At 44.4% G+C, this 22119-nt stretch carries 18 protein-coding genes; 6 read left to right on the forward strand and 12 right to left on the reverse strand.

What is annotated here, in order from left to right; genetic code table 11:
- Positions 1-266: 266 nt before the first annotated feature.
- Entirely contained in the window at positions 267-458 is a 192-nt protein-coding gene (locus tag AC3CKG_RS13130) for a hypothetical protein (RefSeq protein ID WP_488528454.1), read from the reverse strand.
- A gap of 99 nt (positions 459-557) precedes the next feature.
- Here AC3CKG_RS13130 and AC3CKG_RS13135 point away from each other — a divergent pair, with 99 nt between their 5' ends.
- Positions 558-1463 carry a LysR substrate-binding domain-containing protein gene (locus AC3CKG_RS13135; protein WP_488528455.1) on the forward strand — a complete coding sequence of 302 codons (906 nt, stop codon included), beginning with the start codon at positions 558-560 and terminating at the stop codon, positions 1461-1463.
- A gap of 56 nt (positions 1464-1519) precedes the next feature.
- On the opposite strand, the gene AC3CKG_RS13140 is transcribed toward AC3CKG_RS13135, so the two are convergent.
- Entirely contained in the window at positions 1520-1726 is a 207-nt protein-coding gene (locus tag AC3CKG_RS13140) for a DUF1127 domain-containing protein (RefSeq protein ID WP_488528456.1), read from the reverse strand.
- A gap of 103 nt (positions 1727-1829) precedes the next feature.
- On the opposite strand from AC3CKG_RS13140, the gene AC3CKG_RS13145 reads away from it, so the two are divergent.
- Both AC3CKG_RS13145 and AC3CKG_RS13150 read left to right on the forward strand, forming a co-directional pair.
- Entirely contained in the window at positions 1830-2780 is a 951-nt protein-coding gene (locus tag AC3CKG_RS13145) for a LysR substrate-binding domain-containing protein (protein WP_488528457.1), read from the forward strand.
- A gap of 45 nt (positions 2781-2825) precedes the next feature.
- Complete coding sequence (locus AC3CKG_RS13150; protein WP_017106559.1) at positions 2826-3038, forward strand: VF530 family protein; 213 nt, start codon at positions 2826-2828, stop codon at positions 3036-3038.
- A 215-nt stretch (positions 3039-3253) separates the two neighbouring features.
- Here the strand turns inward: AC3CKG_RS13150 and fusA are convergent, their stop codons facing one another.
- Positions 3254-5341: an elongation factor G gene (fusA, locus tag AC3CKG_RS13155; RefSeq protein ID WP_017106964.1), complete on the reverse strand. Its 2088-nt coding sequence runs from the start codon at positions 5339-5341 to the stop codon at positions 3254-3256.
- A 234-nt stretch (positions 5342-5575) separates the two neighbouring features.
- Entirely contained in the window at positions 5576-6958 is a 1383-nt protein-coding gene (gene radA / locus AC3CKG_RS13160) for a DNA repair protein RadA (protein WP_017106963.1), read from the reverse strand.
- A gap of 161 nt (positions 6959-7119) precedes the next feature.
- On the opposite strand from radA, the gene AC3CKG_RS13165 reads away from it, so the two are divergent.
- Entirely contained in the window at positions 7120-9468 is a 2349-nt protein-coding gene (locus tag AC3CKG_RS13165) for a PilZ domain-containing protein (RefSeq protein WP_488528458.1), read from the forward strand.
- Positions 9469-9594: 126 nt separating this feature from the next.
- Here the strand turns inward: AC3CKG_RS13165 and serB are convergent, their stop codons facing one another.
- Positions 9595-10575, reverse strand: coding sequence for a phosphoserine phosphatase (serB, locus tag AC3CKG_RS13170; protein WP_017108778.1), 981 nt, complete (start codon positions 10573-10575; stop codon positions 9595-9597).
- A 109-nt stretch (positions 10576-10684) separates the two neighbouring features.
- Here serB and AC3CKG_RS13175 point away from each other — a divergent pair, with 109 nt between their 5' ends.
- Positions 10685-11296: a YtjB family periplasmic protein gene (locus AC3CKG_RS13175; RefSeq protein WP_017108777.1), complete on the forward strand. Its 612-nt coding sequence runs from the start codon at positions 10685-10687 to the stop codon at positions 11294-11296.
- Between the two features lie 219 nt (positions 11297-11515).
- On the opposite strand, the gene deoD is transcribed toward AC3CKG_RS13175, so the two are convergent.
- From deoD to AC3CKG_RS13210, 7 genes are all read right to left on the reverse strand, one after another.
- Positions 11516-12235 (reverse strand): purine-nucleoside phosphorylase, encoded by a 720-nt coding sequence (gene deoD, locus AC3CKG_RS13180; RefSeq protein ID WP_010436206.1) that lies wholly within the window; start codon positions 12233-12235, stop codon positions 11516-11518.
- 63 nt (positions 12236-12298) lie between these two features.
- Positions 12299-13519: a phosphopentomutase gene (locus AC3CKG_RS13185; protein WP_029223260.1), complete on the reverse strand. Its 1221-nt coding sequence runs from the start codon at positions 13517-13519 to the stop codon at positions 12299-12301.
- A 76-nt stretch (positions 13520-13595) separates the two neighbouring features.
- Entirely contained in the window at positions 13596-14924 is a 1329-nt protein-coding gene (gene deoA, locus AC3CKG_RS13190) for a thymidine phosphorylase (RefSeq protein ID WP_488528459.1), read from the reverse strand.
- 238 nt (positions 14925-15162) lie between these two features.
- On the reverse strand, positions 15163-15939 hold the full coding sequence (deoC, locus tag AC3CKG_RS13195) for a deoxyribose-phosphate aldolase (RefSeq protein WP_004734477.1): 777 nt from the start codon (positions 15937-15939) through the stop codon (positions 15163-15165).
- Positions 15940-16459: 520 nt separating this feature from the next.
- The gene (locus tag AC3CKG_RS13200; protein ID WP_017108773.1) at positions 16460-17722 is read right to left on the reverse strand and encodes a NupC/NupG family nucleoside CNT transporter; all 1263 of its coding nucleotides are present in this window, start codon (positions 17720-17722) and stop codon (positions 16460-16462) included.
- A gap of 204 nt (positions 17723-17926) precedes the next feature.
- Positions 17927-18739, reverse strand: a complete 813-nt coding sequence (locus AC3CKG_RS13205) for a TatD family hydrolase (RefSeq protein WP_488528460.1) — start codon at positions 18737-18739, stop codon at positions 17927-17929.
- Positions 18720-18875 carry a DUF5363 family protein gene (locus AC3CKG_RS13210; protein ID WP_017106954.1) on the reverse strand — a complete coding sequence of 52 codons (156 nt, stop codon included), beginning with the start codon at positions 18873-18875 and terminating at the stop codon, positions 18720-18722. The genes AC3CKG_RS13205 and AC3CKG_RS13210 overlap by 20 nt, the downstream gene beginning before the upstream one ends.
- A 242-nt stretch (positions 18876-19117) precedes the next feature.
- Here AC3CKG_RS13210 and AC3CKG_RS13215 point away from each other — a divergent pair, with 242 nt between their 5' ends.
- Complete coding sequence (locus AC3CKG_RS13215) at positions 19118-22024, forward strand: hypothetical protein (protein WP_488528461.1); 2907 nt, start codon at positions 19118-19120, stop codon at positions 22022-22024.
- Positions 22025-22119: the final 95 nt, after the last annotated feature.

The following is a 22119-nucleotide window of genomic DNA, read 5'->3' on the forward strand; positions in this document are numbered from 1 at the left end:
AATAACTGTCTGTTTTATATCCATTAGACAAAGAAAGGAAAAAAACATTACGACGCTTGTTTCTATATAAATCAGAGTTGCAGTCTCAAAAATAAGACAACGTGAATTGAAAACTAAGCATTTAGTTTAGTAGGAATAGGATGTTATAAGTACTCGATGATTAATGGGTAAAGTCAGGCTGGATTAAGCGAGTACAAATGAATATTGTAGCTGTGAGATAGAACCAGCGAGACTAGCCTTCACGCTAATGGATACATAAGTCATAATTATAAATATTTAGTATAATCAGTTGCATCGCTGTTCTCATATTCTAACCCTATGTCTTCTTTCACTCGACGACTCAGCTGTTCCGCACATAAAACCTTATTCTGTTTCGCCTTAACTTTACCTACTCTTATCTTCTTATTTTTAAATAACTTAGCACCATAAAATCTCGTCCAACTGATTAATACTTCCATAATTACTCTCTTGTATTTGCCATCGTTCTGTCGTTATTATGAAAACAACTTGTTCGATAAGCGAACAACCATTTCTAACAAGAACTATAAGAAGACGTTATGGATAATAGACTACGCCACCTTTCCGGACTTCGTTACTTCGAAGTCGCAGCTCGCTTGAGTAGCTACAGCAAGGCAGCAGAAGAGCTCTTTGTTAGCCAAGCTGCTGTCAGCCAAAAGATCCGTCAGTTAGAGGAACAACTAGAGTGCAAGCTGTTCATCAGGAAAGGGCGTGAAATGGCATTAACTCAAGAGGGGCGGACTCTCTTCCAACATGTGTCAGATGGATTTAAAGAGCTTGTTGTCGGATTGAATAAGATCCAGTCTGAACCCTTGCAAGGCGTTATCGTTGTTCGAAGCCCTCCCTCTTTTGCATCGCGTTGGTTGCTGCCGAGGCTTTGGAAATTCTCAGTCAAGCACCCTGAGATACCAATCAAGATCCTTACAGGGTGTGACACACCAAATCTAAAACATGGTGAAATTGATGTCGCTATTCGACAAGGGGAAGATCTGTGTGTTGAGCAAGGTTTAGCACTTGAAGTACTGTTCAACGAACCTCTGTACCCCTTTTGCTCACCCGATCTCGCCAGTTCTTTGAAATTCACATCACCAGAACAACTACTAAAGTGTTGGTTGATTCAATTTGAGGGTGGCCTTTTCCCTTGGGAGGAATGGTTCAGACAAGCGAACATTCCAATGCAAGACACCGCAGTTCAATGGATGGAGGTGGGAACCTTTGATATGGGGTTAACGACAGTGATGGCGGGCCATGGGGTTTGCCTGGCAACAGATAGCTTAGCTGGAGACTTTATAGAACGCGGCCTGCTTGTTAAACCGTTTAATATTGGGATGACACCTGGCGTTCAAGTTAACTTATGTTTTGATCCTAGCTCACCGAGAAAAGAGCGTATTGCGGCGTTTACTGAATGGCTGCATGAAGAAGTTTCTGATATCTCAAAGATCTAGCATTGGTTTTGGCGTAACTCCTCCTAAAAAGAAAGAGTTACGTCTGATCATCTTAATCATTCCCAAAATGCTTTTCTCACCTCTTCATTAGCCTGGCCTCGGGTAATACCAACATCTTCAAGCAAATGATCCGACAGTTCAGCTAGGTGCTTTCTCGTTCTACGGTTCTGAAGATACAGTCTAAATTTAGAATAGAATTTCTTAACTGACAGTGATGAAAAGAATGCTTGATGACTATTTTTTCCCGCAGTTATTGTATTCATAACCTTTCTCCTATTGATTATCTGCTTTGTTATGGTCAATAATCGACCAACGACACACTCGCGACAAACGATAGATATTGGCATTCAGTTAAGGAAAACTAATGTGAGAGAACGCACCCCACCATTCCAAGGGATCTACTATTTTTATACTGCGGCTGAAACTGGCAGTTTTAAGCTCGCAGCAGAAAAGCTATTTGTCACGGCGGCTGCCGTCAGCCAACAAATTCGCCAACTTGAAGAGTGGTTAGGTGCAGACTTGTTTATTCGTCAGCACCGAAAAATAGTACTCACTCATGAAGGTGAAGTGCTTTACCTGCAAGCTAAGAAAGGCTTTGCCCACATTCAAGATGGTGTGAGGCGAATTAACCAAGACCCAAATCCCACTCAACTGTCTATTTCGACCGTGCCATCATTTGCCCAACACTGGTTGGTACCTAGAATTGGTGACTTTCGCGATCGTCACCCAGATCTATCCATGTTGATTGAACCGACCAACAAGCTCGTGACGTTTGAAGATTCTAATGTCGATGTCTGCGTTCGATATGGTCATGGTAATTATCCAAACATTGAATCGCGTTGGTTAATGGACGAAGTGGTTTACCCTGTCTGCCACCCTATCTACCAAGAGAAGCATGGTATTTATGGCATCGACGATCTACACAAAGCTGAGCTAATTGAAGACCGCTGGCCTGATATGGATTGGAATCTATGGTTAGATGTTGTTGGAGCAAAGGCAGGACGTTCATCACTGCAATTTGATGGTTCGCATTTTGTTTTAGAAGGGGCGTTATCCGTTCAAGGTGTCGCACTGGTTAAGCACAGCTTGGTTTATCGGTATTTACAGGAAAAGAAGCTGGTACGGATAGGTAATATCGCACTTAAGCCCAAATACAACTATTTCCTATGTGCGCCAGCGGGATACTTTCATCGTGAGAAAATCAAACGCTTTGAAGCTTGGATGCAAAGTCAGGTTCAGTTGTTTGGAAATAAAGGTCGAGAAGAACTTTCTATTATCGAGACAGATTACGAGCTTAAATGGTCTGATAATTCATAAAGCGAAACTGATATACTGAGCTCAAATAAATGGCGAGAACATCTCATGACACAAGAAAATAACCCACTTCACGGTATCACATTGCAGAAGCTACTGACTGAATTGGTTGAGCATTACGGTTGGGAAGAGTTGAGTTACATGGTGAACATCAACTGTTTCAAAAAAGACCCAAGCATTAAATCTAGCTTAAAGTTTTTGCGTAAAACAGACTGGGCTCGTACTAAAGTAGAGCAGATTTACATTGATTTGAAACGCTAGTCCCTCTCTTTTTCGCTCTATCTAAATTTGTCCCGTATCTGCTTAATACGGGACCATATCACCGTATCAATCTCGCATCTCGCATCTCGCATCTCGCATCTCGCATCTCGCATCTCGCATCTCGCATCTCGCATCTCGCAGTATGTTACAAGTAACAAAAAGCCCCGCAAGCTTTCACTTGCGGGGCTTTTTTAGTTAATTTAGAAAAGGGCTAATTACTTACCAGCTTCTTTTTCTGCTTTAACTTTAGCGATTACTTCTTCTGCCACGTTCATTGGACATGGAGAGTACTGTGCGAATTCCATAGAGAATTGGCCACGGCCTGAAGTAATTGTACGTAGGTGACCGATGTAACCAAACATTTCTGAAAGTGGTACGTCAGCTTTAATACGAACGCCAGTTACGCCAGCTTGTTGATCTTTGATCATGCCACGACGACGGTTAAGGTCACCGATAACATCACCAACGTGATCTTCTGGAGTAAATACGTCAACGTTCATGATTGGCTCAAGAAGTTGCGCGCCAGCTTTAGGCATAGATTGACGGAATGCACCTTTCGCTGCGATTTCAAATGCGATTGCAGATGAATCGACTGCGTGGAAACCACCATCGTAAAGTTCAACTTCAACGTCTAGCGTAGGGAAGCCAGCTAGTACGCCGTTTTCCATCATGCCAGCAAAGCCTTTCTCAACAGCAGGCCAGAATTCTTTAGGTACGTTACCGCCAACAACTTTTGAAGAGAACGTAAAGCCAGAACCAGGTTCGCCAGGCTTGATACGGTAATCGATCTTACCGAATTGACCAGAACCACCAGACTGTTTCTTATGCGTGTAGCTATCTTCAATTGCTTGAGTGATAGTTTCACGGTAAGCAACTTGAGGAGCACCAACTGTTAGGTCAACGCCGTAAGTACGCTTAAGGATATCTACCTTGATGTCTAGGTGAAGCTCACCCATACCTTTCAGGATAGTTTCGCCAGTTTCTTCGTCAGTTTCAACTTGGAAAGATGGATCTTCTGCAACCATTTTACCGATCGCGATACCCATTTTCTCAGAACCGCCTTTATCTTTTGGAGATACAGCGATAGAGATTACTGGAGTTGGGAAAACCATTGGCTCAAGCGTTACTTGATCTTTAGGATCACATAGAGTGTGACCTGTTTGCACGTTCTTCATACCAACGATCGCAATGATGTCACCAGCTTGTGCGCTAGTTAGTTCGTTACGGTCATCAGCTTGCATCTCAACCATACGGCCAACACGCTCAGTTTTACCTGTGAATGAGTTAAGAATCGTGTCGCCTTTGTTCAATTTACCAGAGTAAATACGAACGAAAGTTAGAGCACCGAAACGGTCATCCATGATTTTGAATGCAAGAGCTTTAAACGTTTCTTCAGTAGAAACGATAGCGTGCTTACCAGTTTCTTCACCGTTCTCATCCATTAGAGGTTGAGGATCAACTTCAGTTGGAGAAGGTAGGTAATCTACAACAGCGTCAAGAATGATTTGAACACCCTTGTTCTTGAATGCAGAACCACAGTAAGTTGGGAAGAACGCTAGGTCACGAGTACCTTTACGGATACAACGCTTGATGTCTTCGATAGAAGGCTCTTCACCTTCCATGTAAGCTTCCATTAGGTCATCGTCTTGCTCTACAGCAGTTTCGATTAGCTCTTCACGGTATTGCTCTACGTCGTCTACCATGTCCGCAGGAACATCTAGGATTTCGTAGTTTTCAGGAAGACCAGTGTCATCCCAAACGTATGCTTTACGGCTTAGAAGGTCTACAACACCCACGAATTCATCTTCGCGGCCGATTGGTAGAACCATAACTAGAGGAGTTGCGCCTAGAACGTTTTTAACTTGGTCAACAACGTTGTAGAAATCTGCACCCATACGGTCTAGTTTGTTAACGAAGATCAGACGAGATACTTCTGATTCGTTAGCGTAGCGCCAGTTAGTTTCTGATTGTGGTTCAACACCACCAGAACCACAGAATACACCGATACCGCCATCAAGTACTTTAAGAGAACGGTATACTTCAACTGTGAAGTCAACGTGTCCAGGAGTATCGATAACGTTTAGACGGTGACCGTTCCAGAAACAGCTTACAGCTGCTGATTGGATAGTAATTCCGCGCTCAGCTTCCTGTTCCATGAAGTCAGTAGTTGATTCGCCATCATGTACTTCACCAGTCTTGTGGATCTGACCAGTTAGCTTAAGGATACGCTCAGTGGTAGTTGTTTTACCCGCATCAACGTGCGCGAAAATACCAATGTTTCTGTATTTCGATAAATCTGCCATTGTCTTACTCTGTTAATAGGATATAAAATGCGCGCAGAGTATATCACAATCTGTGAGGACTGATAGCTTTGCATGCATTTGGGACTAAAAAACTTTGCCTTTTCGTAACAAAAACGAAAAGGCAATCTGTAGAAACAATCTAAATGATTGTTAGGTTTAGTGCTAACCTAAAGCGCAATTAGCGTTCAAGTTAGACTGATTTTCTGCTGTATAGAGTAGCTGAAGTGAGCTCAATTACAACTCATCAAAAGCATTAATTGCCTCTGATAATTTTTTGACCCCGTGGATCTGCATTCCAGGAATGCCGCCTTTAGGCATGTTCGCAGCAGGCACTATCGCCCTCTTAAAACCATGCTTAAACGCTTCATTCAAACGCTCTTGTCCACTTGGTACTGGTCGAATCTCACCCGCAAGGCCTACTTCACCAAACACAACCACATCTTTCGGTAGTGCTCGGTCTCTAAAGCTAGAAAGTAATGCCATCACTAATGCTAGATCTGCGCTAGTTTCGGTTACTTTAACACCACCAACGACATTCACAAACACATCTTGGTCAGCCATTTGTAAGCCGCCATGTTTATGCAGCACTGCTAATAACAATGACAGTCGATTTTGCTCAAGACCAACCGCGACACGACGCGGGTTTGCCAGCTGCGAATAGTCCACCAGCGCTTGGATTTCAACAAGAAGTGGACGCGTCCCTTCCCAAACCACCATCACTGAACTGCCTGAGGTTTCTTCTTCACCGCGAGACAAGAAAATAGCCGATGGGTTGCTGACTTCTTTTAGTCCTTGGCCTGTCATCGCAAACACACCAAGCTCATTCACGGCACCAAAACGGTTCTTGTGACTGCGTAGCGTTCTAAAACGGCTATCCGTTCCACCATCTAACAGCACCGAGCAGTCAATAATGTGTTCAAGTACTTTTGGTCCAGCTAAGGTACCGTCTTTAGTTACGTGTCCTACTAGGAACACGGCAACGTTGTTCTGTTTCGCATAGCGCGTTAATGCGGTTGCCGATTCGCGTACCTGAGCAACACTGCCTGGCGATGATTGAACATCAGCGACATGCATTACTTGGATCGAGTCGATAACCATGATCTTAGGTTGCTCCTTCTCAGCAACCTGACAGATTTTATCGACGTTGGTTTCAGAGAGCATTTTTAAGTGCTCTTTTGGTAAGCCCAATCGAGAGGCACGCATCGCTACCTGCTGTAAGGATTCTTCCCCAGTGACATAGAGAGTCGGTAATTGCGAAGAAAGCTGACACATGGTCTGCAGTAACAGGGTTGATTTACCTGCACCGGGATTACCACCGATCAGAATTGCAGCGCCAGGAACGACACCGCCACCAAGTACACGGTCGAGCTCTTTGAAGCCGCTACTAAAGCGAGGGACTTCTTGCAGGTCAATCTCAGAAAGTGTTTGAACCGAAGATTCTGTTGTGCCACCCGCGTAACCACCACTGAGTCGTTCATTACGCGCAACTTGAGGTGAAGCCGCTAGCCTAACTTCTGTAATCGTGTTCCAAGCACCACATGCATTGCACTGTCCCTGCCAACGTGGAAAGTCAGCACCACAGTCATTACACACATAAGCTCGTTTTGCCTTAGCCATAAAACCTCAATAATTTACTCAGTTACACAATGATGTTGTCAATTTGTGACTTATTTGACCGTACGGGTGAAAATAAAAGTTGCAGTCATACCACTTATACTTAAAGATCGATTTAAACTAGTCGATAACATAAACGTACCGTCCATTCTAACAAGAAAAGTATGCAGCAATCTGAAATTCTATCTGTAGCAGAGCGACTCATCCCAGCCTATCACGCTGAGGATTTCGACTTCCTTCTTTCTCAAATGACAGAAGGTGAATCCCCGTCTCTGAAATTGCTCGTTAAAATGGAACTGAATCGTATCATGGCTCCGTGTACAAAGAGCATTGATTTACGCGGACGTATTGATAATGAGTGCCGTCAGTTTACGCTCGATGGACGTAAACACTGGCTTGATGACATTGCATTAAATGCGTATCAACGTGGTACCAAAAAATTTAAAGGCTATACCGAAGGTACGTGGGAGTTAGTCATGACCCCGCGAACTCAGCCGCTTCGTAATATTGTTAAAACGTCTTTCCAAGACAACAACGACATCACCAGTGCGAATAGCCCTTATGAAGCCGAAGCTATCAACCTAGGTTATGACCTAAAGCGCCAAGAAAACAGACTCAAGATCAGTTCTCAAGTTGAGATCACCACATCTAAAGGCCAAAGCCTACACGGTGTGACAGTCGACATTTCTCCTTCGGGTGCCAAATTCAAAGTACCAAGTGCCTTTAGATATAACCTTGGCGAAATCATCGAAGTAAAATTCACAGAGCTTGTTGAGAAGTCTTTGGAAACAGACAGCAACGACATCGTGGAATTTCGAGTGCTGGGCATTGACGAGTCTTACGAAAATAATGCCGTTAAGTTCCTGAGAACGATCAAGATTAGCGATTCAAGCCTCGTTGCTCGCTTGCTTGATGAATCTTTGAATAGCTCTAGCAAGAAAACCAGTCACGAGAATCAAGACCGTTTTATTCGAACTCGCACTCGAGGCATCGAACATACCTATCTCAAGCACACCTGCAACCTTCCGCTGTTCTTCAGTGGTAGCGAACTTAAACTGGCATTGCTAACCGATAACAACCATCCATTATGGCAATACTGGCACGATGAGCGAAACCAGCAAGCGTTAGGGACTCTATTTAACGAGCAACGAATGAATCTGCTTGCTAAACCTGGCGTTAAAGGCACAAGTAACGTCATCTATTCGTTTACTCATGAACATCAAAATAAAACCTTGTTCTATTCGATGATGCTACCTGAGGCCTCACGTGAGCAAAGACAGTTGTTTTGGCACATCGGTGGTAAACGTACCAGCTGGAAAGCGTTTAAGTTCTCGGTATTCGAACTATCGGATACCGAAAGACAAGCCTTAGCCAAGCACTCGGATACGCTGGCTCAAAGCTCAGCACAACTGACGCATTGTGGAATCTTGCAAGAGATTGGCGATCACGAAAGCGCGGCTGACTATCTATTGAGTGAAAAACCGCGCATTCCAAGCAGTGAACTGAACCGCTTCCGTCACCCGCGTTCTGTAGTAGGCAATATTCAGAGTATCTACTTTGACTCTCAAACTCGCCGTAAAGAACCGAGATACCAATTCAAATCGCCGTTGCAACTGACCTCTCAAGACGGAGCGGCTGCAAATGGAAACACCTTAGACATTTCTAAACGTGGTCTTAGCGTTACCCTTGAACACCCAATGGTTTTGAAGATTAATGACCCTGTGTTGGTGAACTTCAATGAGCTGCAACTCTATGACAAAAAGCTACCGCTCAGTACGGTTCCTTATCATGTTATTCGAGTGAGCCCCAACGGTCGTAATGTGCAATTGGTTATCGCTGAAAACGCCAAAACAATGCGTACCATCGCATTTTTAAATGGCCTGATTGATCAAAACCAAAGCAAGTTGGTTAAGAAACAAGAGATATTGCCAACCCACTCGCTCCTTGAATCTCTGCATAATATTCTGTTGAGCAAGATGGTCAGTAACCCAATATTCATTGATAAACCAAGCTCAACACTACGTTGTAAGATTATTGGTGTGAACTTCCCGCTGAACAAGCATCTAGCGCTGCTCGCTAAGCTTGGTCACAATCAAAAGTTTTCACTGGAACCGATTTTCAAAGGCCACTCTAATTCGCTATTGGCGGAGCCACTGAAAAAGATTCAAGGTGCCGAGCCTAAGCATCATGATGTGTACATTGCTGCGGTTAAGTTTGGTGACAAGATCCAATCCGTACATACTAAATTGGTCAAAGATTTCGCGTCTGCCAAAGAACGCATCTTATTCATTAAGAAGGCACAGCACTTAGGTGATGTGTATGTATTGCGAGTGACGACAGCGCCAATCTTCAATCCTTTGACCAGCTTGTTTCAGTCCGACTTAGAAGAGTTGTCTCGAATCAGTATGCATCAAGCGAAAAAGCTAGAGAACGAAATTACCGCTTTTATCGGCTACGGCGAGATAGAAGATATTACCGATGAAGTGTTGATTCGATTAGAGCTGACTCGCTAATCCAAGCCTCTGGACTATCGACCTAAGTCATCCATGTTTCAGAGACAAAAATAAAAAAGCAGGCTCATCGCCTGCTTTTTTGTGTCCGTTGTAAATGCGCTCTTGTTTCGCGCTTAACGAATATGACTAAGGCTTCGCTTGCCAGCTGATTTTTTGCTGCTTAGCTAATACGCCAGACAAGATACACAGCACGCCGCCTAAACCCGCGTAACGCACAGCGGTTTGAGCTTGTTGCTCTACTTTAGGTTTCGCATGATAGGCAATGCCTAAACCCGCAGATCGCATCATCACCAAATCATTGGCACCATCACCTACTGCAACGGTGTTGTGCAGTTCCAGCTCATACTCTTCAGCAAGTTCTACCAAGATATCCGCTTTGGTCTGCGCCGAAACAACATCACCTAACACTTCGCCTGTCAGTTTGCCGTTAACGATTTCGAGAGTATTTGACTGAGCATGGTCAAGCTCAAGCGTATCTTTTAAGTAATCAGAGAAGTATGTGAAACCACCAGACGCAATCGCCGTTTTCCAACCTAGCTTATTCAGTGTGTTCACGAGTTCTACTAAGTCAGGCATGAAAGGCAGTGACTGACGAACTTGTTCTAAGATAGCTTCATCAGCACCTTTAAGTGCACCGACTCGCTGGCGTAAGCTCTGTTCAAAGTCGAGTTCACCTTGCATCGCTCGCTCCGTGATCTCAGAGACTAATTCTCCAACACCCGCTAGCTTTGCTATTTCATCAATACATTCAATTTGAATTGCTGTGGAATCCATATCCATCACAATCAAACCTGGCTTAGATAAGTCTGGGACCTCGCTAAGGCAAGCATAATCAAGCTTTAAGGCCTGTAGGATTTCTTCGTGTGCTGGGGTTAAATTTCCAGACATCAGCGCCACTTCATAATGCCCAACTTTCCACGTATCAAGAATGGTGTTGTAAGTGCCTGTGAAAAAGTCGATGTCATCAAAAGATTGAGGAGACAAGTACTCGCCGAATACAATCCAGTTGGCTTTGGCTTTAGCGAGTTGAGAAGCGAAACGAGTCTCGGGGAGTCGAGTTAATAATGTTGTATGCCTTTTAATCGGCAGATATTTCTGAGCGTCCATGTGTATGATTCCTAATTAACTATGCTAAACGTTAACCTATTGCAATTTGAAAACGCAAGTCTCAATATGTCTTAATCATAACATTTGTTTATTTCAGGCTTCGTGAAACATGAATGAATCATTGTTCTCAATACGTAACGCTTTACGAATGCTAGCCCTCATTTTGCTGGCTACTATGTTCGTTGTAACGATTAAAAATACGGTCGTGATCAGTAAAGGTAACGAGAAAATCCAAGCAAAGCAGCTAGAGACGCTGACTAAATTACTTATCTCGCAGGCCTCGCTTTCGGCCAGCAAAGCGATCACCCAACAAGATCAAGAACGACTGCTTGAACTGACTAATCAGCTTTCTCAAGATCGACTGGTATTCGATACCACCATCTATGATGCAGAGGGGATTCGACTGGCTTCGAGCGAAAAAGCACTCTCGGTACGCGAAGTTCTGGGCTTAGACACGCCACTTTCAACAGCAAGTATCGGCAGGCAGCAATTAGTTGAACCTATCTACTCGCCAGAAAAAACGATCATCGGCTTTATTCGAGTGACTTTTGAAACAGGAAAAATGACGGCGATTTCTGATCACCATTACCGTAAGAGCGATCGTTACATGATCGGCATGGTCTTGATGGGGTTTGTCAGTGGTGTGCTGTTCGTCATGCTCATTCGTAGAAGAAAAACCAAGTCTGGTGAGAACTTACTGCTTAAGAATGCAAACTCATAAGCTCTGTCATAGAGCCTTGGACCTTGGGCTTTTGACCTTGGAATCATGAAATAAAAACCTCGGATTAGGCAACATGATTTATTTCGATTGAAATCACATAGTCTTCAGAATCCAAGAAATAATGCTCAGTAATAAATCATTACCAATAAAAAGCCCCGACGCTCAGGCAGCGACGGGGCTTTTTGTTATCTGTTAGCTTATCAAGCTATAGCAAAATAATTATTCTTGATCGCCAAGCAGCACTGAGTCGAGTGCAATAATCATCATGTCATTGAAGGTCGTTTGACGTTCATCTGATGTGGTTTGCTCACCGGTTTTGATGTGATCAGAAACAGTACAAATCGTCAGAGCTTTTGCGCCGTATTCAGCACACACACCGTAGATACCTGCGGCCTCCATCTCAACGCCAACAATGCCGTACTTGTCCATCACTTCGAACATCTCTGGATCTGGCGTGTAGAACAGCTCAGCCGAGAACAGGTTGCCGACTTTTACATCGACACCGCGAGCTTTGGCTGCATCTTCTGCCGCGCGCACCATTTTGTAATCTGCGATAGCCGCGAAGTCATGACCTTTAAAGCGAATGCGGTTCACTTTAGAGTCAGTACATGCGCCCATGCCGATCACTACATCACGCACTTTGATATCTTCGCTCACTGCACCACAACTGCCGACACGAATGATCTTCTTTACACCAAAATCTTTGATCAGCTCAGTCGCGTAAATAGAACAAGATGGAATGCCCATACCATGTCCCATTACCGAAACCTTACGACCTTTGTAAGTGCCGGTGTAACCAAACATATTACGAACATCACACACCTGAACCACTTCTTCTAAGAAGGTTTCAGCAATGTATTTAGCACGTAGTGGATCGCCTGGCATTAGAACTACGTCAGCGAAATCACCCATTTCAGCATTAATATGTGGAGTAGCCATTGAAAATATCCTTAATCTCAAAACAAAAAAGAAGAGAGAGGTTTCCCTCTCTCTAGCTAACTATTATAAAAAGCTTGTACCGTATCCCATTGGCGATGTGCCAAAGTATGACGCTAAGCTTTGACCGATATCAGCGAAGGTATCGCGACGGCCTAGAGAGCCTGCAGGAACCTTGTTACCGTAAACAATCACTGGGATATGCTCACGAGTATGGTCTGAACCCGGCCATGTTGGGTCACAACCGTGATCTGCCGTTAGGATAAGCACGTCATCTTCTTTCATCATATCGATGATTTCATTGATGCGACCATCGAAGTACTCTAGCGCCGCTGCGTAACCGGCAACATCACGGCGGTGGCCGTATGCTGAGTCGAAATCAACGAAGTTAGTGAACACGATAGTGTTGTCGCCCGCTTCAGTGATCGCTTCTTTGGTTGCTTCAAATAGCGCAGGGATACCTGTTGCTTTGGTTTTCTGAGTGATACCACAACCCGCGTAGATATCAGAGATCTTACCGATTGAGTGAACGTTGCCGCCCTTCTCATCAACCAGCTTCTGAAGAATAGTTGCCGCTGGCGGCTCCACAGAAAGATCGCGACGGTTACCAGTACGTTCGAATTGACCTTTACCAGCACCAATAAACGGACGAGCGATAACACGACCAATGTTGTAGTCAGCTAGCTCTTCACGAGCAATCTGACAAAGGTCTAATAGGTTTTGTAGGCCGAATGTCTCTTCGTGACAAGCGATCTGGAAAACAGAGTCAGCAGAAGTGTAGAAGATTGGCAGGCCAGTCTTCATGTGTTCTTCACCTAGATTGTCTAGGATTTCTGTACCCGATGAGTGGCAGTTACCTAAGAAGTCTGATAAACCAGCACGCTCAAGGATTCGGTCAGTCAGTTCTTTTGGAAAGCTGTTCTCTTTGTCGGTGAAGTAGCCCCAGTCAAACAGTACAGGAACACCTGCGATTTCCCAGTGACCTGATGGCGTGTCTTTACCAGAAGACAGCTCAGCAGCGTGACCGTAAGCGCCAATGATCTCTGCGTCTGCATCCATACCAGGAGCAAAACGACCTGTAGACTCTTTGTGAGCCATTGCTAAGCCTAGCTTAGACAGGTTTGGCAGCGTTAGTGGACCTTTACGATCCGCGTTGTCTGCAAGACCTTGATCACAATGGTCAGCAATGTGACCCATTGTATCCGAACCTACATCGCCGAATGTGTCAGCATCCGCTGTTTCACCGATACCGAATGAATCTAAAACTAAAATAAATGCTCTTTTCATTTTCTTCACCAACTTATTGCTCTTTGCACCAGAACTCTGTTTATCGGTATACACGAGGTATACCGATACCTGTTATTTACACGTCTTCAGAACGAATCTGACGGTAAACGTCTGGCGTTGCTGTATATTCTCCGCCCACAGTGATTGCATTTTGTAATGCCGTCGCAGCTTCTTGCCACTGTTGTTCATTGCGAGCATGAATCATTGCTAATGGTTTATCGTCACTTGCTACTTCGCCAAGGCGAATGAAGCTATCAAAACCGACTGCGTAATCAATGCTGTCTGTTGCTACGCGGCGACCACCGCCCATACCAACGACAGCCATACCAATTGCACGCGTATCCATCGCTGATACTACACCGCTTTCAAGTGCGTACACTGGTTTAACAATTTCTGCTTTTTCTAGGTAGTTATCGTAGTTCGTTACGAAATCTGCTGGACCACCAAGGCCCGCTACCATCTTACCGAAGCACTCTGCTGCTTTACCGTTATCCAGTACAGCCATCAGTTTTTCACGCGCTTCATCTGAATCTTTTGCTAGGTTACCCAACACCAACATTTCCGCACACGACGCTAGCGTGATTTCCAACAAACGTGGATTACGGTATTCGCCAGTTAGGAATTGAACCGCTTCACGTACTTCGACTACATTACCCGCTGAAGAAGCCAGAACTTGGTTCATGTCCGTTAGGATTGCTGTTGTTTTAGTGCCAGCACCGTTTGCTACTGCAACGATAGATTTCGCTAGTTCTTCAGAGGCTTCATACGTTGGCATGAATGCGCCTGAACCGACTTTTACGTCCATCACTAGAGAATCAAGGCCAGCAGCCAGTTTCTTAGAGAGGATTGAAGCGGTGATTAGCGAGATGTTATCGACTGTTGCTGTGATATCACGAGTCGCGTAAACGCGCTTATCAGCCGGTGCTAGATCGCCCGTTTGGCCGATGATCGCCACGCCAGCTTCTTTGGTTACTGCACCAAACACATCGTTGGTGGGTGTAATGTTGTAACCAGGGATAGATTCTAGCTTGTCTAGCGTACCGCCAGTGTGGCCTAAACCACGACCAGAGATCATTGGAACGAAACCGCCACATGCTGCCACCATAGGGCCAAGCATCAGAGAAGTTACGTCACCAACACCACCAGTAGAGTGTTTATCAACGATTGGGCCATCAAAATTCATGTGGCTCCAGTCAATCACCATGCCTGAATCACGCATTGCACATGTTAGTGCGATACGTTCTGGCATCGTCATTTCATTAAAAAAGATAGCCATTGCGAATGCTGCAATTTGGCCTTCAGAAACCGTGTTTTTAGCAACACCTTGGATGAAGAAGTTAATTTCTTCTGTGGTCAGTACTTCGTTATCACGTTTTCTGCGAATAATTTCTTGAGGTAGATACATTAGTGCCTCCCAAACTCTGAGCGAGTATGGTTGTAGGATAAAGAGGTAATATGGAGTGACTTAACGCCACTCCATCAAACAGACTTGTTATTTTCAATACTCTAAATATTTGGCGTTGCAGCTAGGCGACCAGTGAGTTCATTCCTATGAGCATAGAAGCTCTATGTGATTAGGACGGCCGGCGAACCGGTGAACTTACGCAGTCAACAACGCTGCGGCGTCAAATATGACGAGTAAATTAGTATGCTGCTGGATCTGCAGTCTGGTCTGTCACTTCTAATGTATTAAGAAGGTTAGTCAGTAGGCTTGAAGCACCAAAACGGTAGTGCATGTTGTCTGCCCACTCAGCGCCTAGTAGCTCATCAGCCATTGCTAGGTAAGCTTGAGCATCTTCAGCAGTGCGAACGCCACCAGCAGGTTTGAAACCAACTGTTTTAGCAACGCCCATGTCACGAATAACTTCAAGCATCATGCGTGCGAACTCAGGAGTCGCGTTTACTGGCACTTTACCTGTTGAAGTTTTGATGAAGTCTGCACCTGCTTCGATACAGATTTGAGAAGCTTTCTTGATCAGTGCTTCTTCTTTCAGTTCACCAGTTTCGATGATCACTTTAAGCGTAATGTCACCACAAGCTGCTTTACACTGTTTAACTAGCTCAAAGCCAACTTCTTCGTTGCCAGCAATAAGAGCACGGTATGGGAATACTACGTCAACTTCGTCTGCGCCGTACGCTACCGCTGCTTTTGTTTCTGCAACAGCAATTTCGATGTCGTCATTACCATGAGGGAAGTTAGTTACAGTCGCAATGCGTACTTCTGGAGTACCTTGCTCACGCAACGCTTTCTTAGCAGCTGGGATAAAGCGAGGGTAAATACAGATTGCAGCGGTGTTGCCAACTGCAGTCTTCGCGTCATGACAAAGCGCCACTACTTTCTCAGTAGTATCGTCGTCATTTAGCGTCGTTAGGTCCATAAGTTTAAGTGCACGTAGAGCTGCTGCTTTTAAATCGCTCATTTCTATCTCCGATCAATATATTCAAATAGTTAACTACTTCGCCACCCATCCAGTATAGATGGATAATTAAAAATGCTCAGTAGCCACAAATGAACGGACTTGGTTCCCTGAAGACTTGATAACTTTCGCTACCAATTGCAATCCTTGTCACCGCACAGTACCAGTTTGGTCTATGGCACAACAAATCAGTCATGTTGTGTCTAACATCTATAGCGTATCGCTAAGTTTGGCTTAATCCCAGAAGAATAACCTTTAGATAAATCCAAGCGGTTACTTTCTTGCCAACAGAGACATCCTATCCCTTAAGCTTATACATTATAGGTATCCATCAATAAATTGTAGTGCTCCTTAGAACGCAAACGGTTTGTATCTCAAAAAAACATTCTAGACCCATTTTCGACTCCGAGCATATGTTCATGCTCTTGCAAAAATCATGGGGCCTAAAAACAAAAAAGCCCCGCAGCAATTTCTTGCTACGGGGCGATATTATTATGGCGTCTATATATCGATTTCTAACTAATTAGAAAGACAGGAAGAAGCCAGCAATTGTTGCTGCCATCAGGTTAGATAGAGTACCAGCAATAACCGCTTTAACACCCATACGAGCGATGTCGTGGCGACGGCTTGGTGCAATACCACCTAGGCCACCTAGAAGAATCGCAATTGAAGAAAGGTTTGCGAAACCACATAGAGCGAACGAGATAATTGCTTGAGTCTTAACAGACATTACTTGGCCAGTTGCTTCAACGATTTGAGCGTTCTCACCGATGTATGGTACGAAGTTTAGGTATGCAACGAATTCGTTAACAACTGTCTTCTGACCAATGAAAGAACCAGCGATAGTTGCTTCTTCCCATGGAACACCAATGATGAATGCTAGCGGTGCGAAGATCCAACCTAGAAGAAGTTCTAGAGTTAGGTGTTCCATACCGAACCAACCACCGATGCCACCAAGGATACCGTTGATTAGAGCAATTAGACCGATGAATGCTAGTAGCATTGCACCAACGTTAAGTGCTAGTTGTAGACCAACTGATGCGCCACCTGCTGCTGCGTCGATAACGTTAGCTGGTTTGTCATCGCCACCGTCCATTTCGTCAGCGATGTTATCGTCTGGCGTATCTGTTTCAGGCTTGATGATTTTAGCGAATAGTAGACCACCAGGTGCTGCCATGAATGACGCTGCAACTAGGTACTCTAGAGGTACACCCATAGATGCGTAACCTGCTAGTACACCACCAGCTACAGAAGCCAAACCACCACACATTACTGCGAATAGTTCAGAGTTAGTCATTTTAGGAACAAAAGGACGAACAACTAGAGGTGCTTCTGTTTGACCAACGAAAATGTTTGCTGCTGCAGACATAGACTCGGCGCGAGAAGTACCTAGAGCTTTCTGAAGACCACCACCAAGAACTTTGATTACAATTTGCATTACACCAATGTAGTAAAGTACAGAGATAAGTGCAGAGAAGAAAATCAGAGTTGGTAGTACTTGGAAAGCAAAGATGAAACCGATACCGTCAACAGAGAAGTTAACTAGGCTGCCGAATAGGAAACCAGTACCGTCTTTACCGTAGTCGATCACGTTTGCTACACCAGCAGAGAAACCTGCAAGTAGATCACGACCCCAAGGGATGTAAAGTACGAATGCACCAAGTGCGAATTGGATAGCGAAAGCGCCACCCACTGTTCTTAGATTAATAGCTTTGCGGTTGTCAGATAGTAGTACTGCGATTGCAATCAGTGCAACCATTCCGACGAGGCTCATAAACAGGCTCATAGTTTATGACTTCCTTATTAGTTATTTATTGGCGTGTTACAAAATGGGGCTATAAAGCGGAGGCAATTATACTCATGCGACCACTAATAAAGTAATGCCATCCTCACACTTTCGTACAAGATTCATGTACCATTCACACACAAATGTGAGCCAAATCACAAGCTCAATGCAATTTACGCAAACGATAAACAAAAACCCTCGATTTTATTCACATATACCGAATGCACGATGGCTATTTTGCCATATTTGCGCTGCAACCGATTGCTTCGGTTCATTTCTAAGCAAAATAAGTTCATTTAATATCGTAACTAAATATTTGGAATGATTAACATTTCCTTGGTTTCCGTACACAGGCATGTCGGGAGCATCCGTTTCCAACACCAAGCATTCAAGGGGCAATTTAGCGATGGTTGTGCGCGTTTTTTGCGCTCTTGGGTAAGTTATCGTTCCACCGACGCCAATATAGAAACCGAGCTTGATCCACGCCAAAGCCTGCTGCTCACTCCCCGAAAAGCCGTGAATCACGCCACCCAAAGTGAATTTGTGCTGCTTTATTAGCTCAATAAGTCGGTTATAAGACTTCCTTTCATGGATGATTAAGGGCAGTTCAAATGCCTTCGCGAGTTCCATTTGTTGGATGAAAAAACGCTCTTGCTTTTCTCTATCTACATCAACAAAAAAGTCGAGTCCGCACTCTCCTATCGCAACACATTGACTGTTTTTTGATGAGAGTAATTGGCGAAGTTCCGAAAATTGCTCATCCTCCGCTTGCTCTAAAAAGTAAGGATGAAAGCCTAATGCGTAGTGGACATTGGGGTAAGATTGAGCGATTTCATCAAGCTTCCTCCAGTTACTCTGGCCAATAGAAGGAATCAGCAGCTTCTCGACATGTGCTTGTTTCGCCTCTTTAAGGTAGCCATCAATACTTTGAACAGGTGCAAAACCTTGCTCAAACGCCTCAAAATCCGCATGGCAATGAGTATCAAAAAGCGGAAAGTCACTTATTTGCAGTGTCATCTTCCCTACTCTCTGTTTGTTGTCCTTGAGGATCACGGCGATAAGCCACGCAGCTGCGCTTATTTTCAGGCGTTAAGCCAAGCTCTTCGCACCACTTATCGTATTTCTTAATCCAAGCTTTTATCCAACTGAACATACTTACCTCAAGTCTTGCCTCAACATTCAAAAAATAACACATAAAACAAAGCATCAAAACTACACATACAAATTACACCAAAGCTCAAAATACAACCTAAAAACCTTAAAAGCATAAATTACATTTATGTATTAACACTAGCTGGCTATATTGTTGAAAATCTCACCACAGCGAATAATAAACGCACTTGCCAAGGAGGCATTGATAGCAAGACGCTCCATTCAATTACGAGATCCTACTTTATGAAAGCATCACTCTTAGCCATTTCAATTTCTAGCGTATTAGCAGCACCTGTTTTTGCTTCTGCACCTCAAGTTGACGTAGAACTAGCAAACCAACAAACACTTCAACTTATTGGCGGGCAGATGAACTATATCGATGCTTCTGTTCAGTATAAATTAAACGAACAATATGCCAATGCTACTCCAGGCACGACAGCTACAGTCGATGACGTAACTTACGAAAAACAATCTAACGGTACTTGGGCTGCAGTTGGTGCGGCTTCTGCTGCATTGGTTGCAGGGTTGCTTTCAAGTAGTTCGAGTACGTCTTCTGGTACTGACGAAGCTATTCCTTCATTACCTGTATACATAACCCCAAACAATGACCTCCCTGAATACGGCGAAGGTGATTGGGGGCAAAATGCAGTAGCAGTTATTGGCGACCAAGTTATCGTTAACGGCGAAACGGTCGGCACAATTTCTAAAGTAAGCAACGGTTATGTCATTACTGGTAATGATGGGCAAGTAATGTCTGGCATTCAAATGGGTGGCACTGAGTACTACGTTATCAGTAATGGTGGTGAGCTCTCTCTAGTTCATATCGCTGAAAACGGCATGGCTCAAATAATTTCTGGTGACCGTGTGGTCGATGCCATTAAAAGTGCTGACTTAGGTTGGGGCAAACCAGGCACACCAGACAATGACCTCCCTGAATACGGTGAAGGTGATTGGGGGCAAAATGCAGTAGCAGTTATTGGCGACCAAGTTATCGTTAACGGCGAAACGGTCGGCACAATTTCTAAAGTAAGCAACGGTTATGTCATTACTGGTAATGATGGGCAAGTAATGTCTGGCATTCAAATGGGTGGCACTGAGTACTACGTTATCAGTAATGGTGGTGAGCTCTCTCTAGTTCATATCGCTGAAAACGGCATGGCTCAAATAATTTCTGGTGACCGTGTGGTCGATGCCATTAAAAGTGCTGACTTAGGTTGGGGCAAACCAGGCACACCAGACAATGACCTCCCTGAATACGGTGAAGGTGATTGGGGGCAAAATGCAGTAGCAGTTATTGGCGACCAAGTTATCGTTAACGGCGAAACGGTCGGCACAATTTCTAAAGTAAGCAACGGTTATGTCATTACTGGTAATGATGGGCAAGTAATGTCTGGCATTCAAATGGGTGGCACTGAGTACTACGTTATCAGTAATGGTGGTGAGCTCTCTCTAGTTCATATCGCTGAAAACGGCATGGCTCAAATAATTTCTGGTGACCGTGTGGTCGATGCCATTAAAAGTGCTGACTTAGGTTGGGGCAAACCAGGCACACCAGACAATGACCTCCCTGAATACGGTGAAGGTGATTGGGGGCAAAATGCAGTAGCAGTTATTGGCGACCAAGTTATCGTTAACGGCGAAACGGTCGGCACAATTTCTAAAGTAAGCAACGGTTATGTCATTACTGGTAATGATGGGCAAGTAATGTCTGGCATTCAAATGGGTGGCACTGAGTACTACGTTATCAGTAATGGTGGTGAGCTCTCTCTAGTTCATATCGCTGAAAACGGCATGGCTCAAATAATTTCTGGTGACCGTGTGGTCGATGCCATTAAAAGTGCTGACTTAGGTTGGGGCAAACCAGGCACACCAGACAATGACCTCCCTGAATACGGTGAAGGTGATTGGGGGCAAAATGCAGTAGCAGTTATTGGCGACCAAGTTATCGTTAACGGCGAAACGGTCGGCACAATTTCTAAAGTAAGCAACGGTTATGTCATTACTGGTAATGATGGGCAAGTAATGTCTGGCATTCAAATGGGTGGCACTGAGTACTACGTTATCAGTAATGGTGGTGAGCTCTCTCTAGTTCATATCGCTGAAAACGGCATGGCTCAAATAATTTCTGGTGACCGTGTGGTCGATGCCATTAAAAGTGCTGACTTAGGTTGGGGCAAACCAGGCACACCAGACAATGACCTCCCTGAATACGGTGAAGGTGATTGGGGGCAAAATGCAGTAGCAGTTATTGGCGACCAAGTTATCGTTAACGGCGAAACGGTCGGCACAATTTCTAAAGTAAGCAACGGTTATGTCATTACTGGTAATGATGGGCAAGTAATGTCTGGCATTCAAATGGGTGGCACTGAGTACTACGTTATCAGTAATGGTGGTGAGCTCTCTCTAGTTCATATCGCTGAAAACGGCATGGCTCAAATAATTTCTGGTGACCGTGTGGTCGATGCCATTAAAAGTGCTGACTTAGGTTGGGGCAAACCAGGCACACCAGACAATGACCTCCCTGAATACGGTGAAGGTGATTGGGGGCAAAATGCAGTAGCAGTTATTGGCGACCAAGTTATCGTTAACGGCGAAACGGTCGGCACAATTTCTAAAGTAAGCAACGGTTATGTCATTACTGGTAATGATGGGCAAGTAATGTCTGGCATTCAAATGGGTGGCACTGAGTACTACGTTATCAGTAATGGTGGTGAGCTCTCTCTAGTTCATATCGCTGAAAACGGCATGGCTCAAATAATTTCTGGTGACCGTGTGGTCGATACCATTAAAAGTGCTGACTTAGGTTGGGGCAAACCAGGCCAAAGCCCTAACCCAACCGTTTCAGTTGCTCTAGCCGGTGAACATATAGAGGTCACGGTTAATGGAAAATCTCGTACAACTGAGTATACAGCTGAAAGAGTTGGAGATAGCGTCAACATTCTAGATCGCGAAGGTAATATTGTAGGCATCGGGTACATTAATACCGACAACGAAACACTTGAATTCCGCAACGGTATTGTTGTAAACGACCGAGGTGATGTGACACTTCCTCCTGCGGTTAAAAACAACGTAAAGGACAAAGTTCAATCTATCGCCCCTGCTAAGCTACAGAAAGCGAAGTCAGCAATTCAACAACGTTTACGCGGCTAAAATTCAACCTGAGTTGAACCCGCTCACCCGATAATAGTGAACGCTATTATCGGGTGTTTTTACTCACTAGCTAAGGAAAGCGATTCGGAACTAAA

Source organism: Vibrio sp. QJM3NY_15, assembly GCF_057785995.1.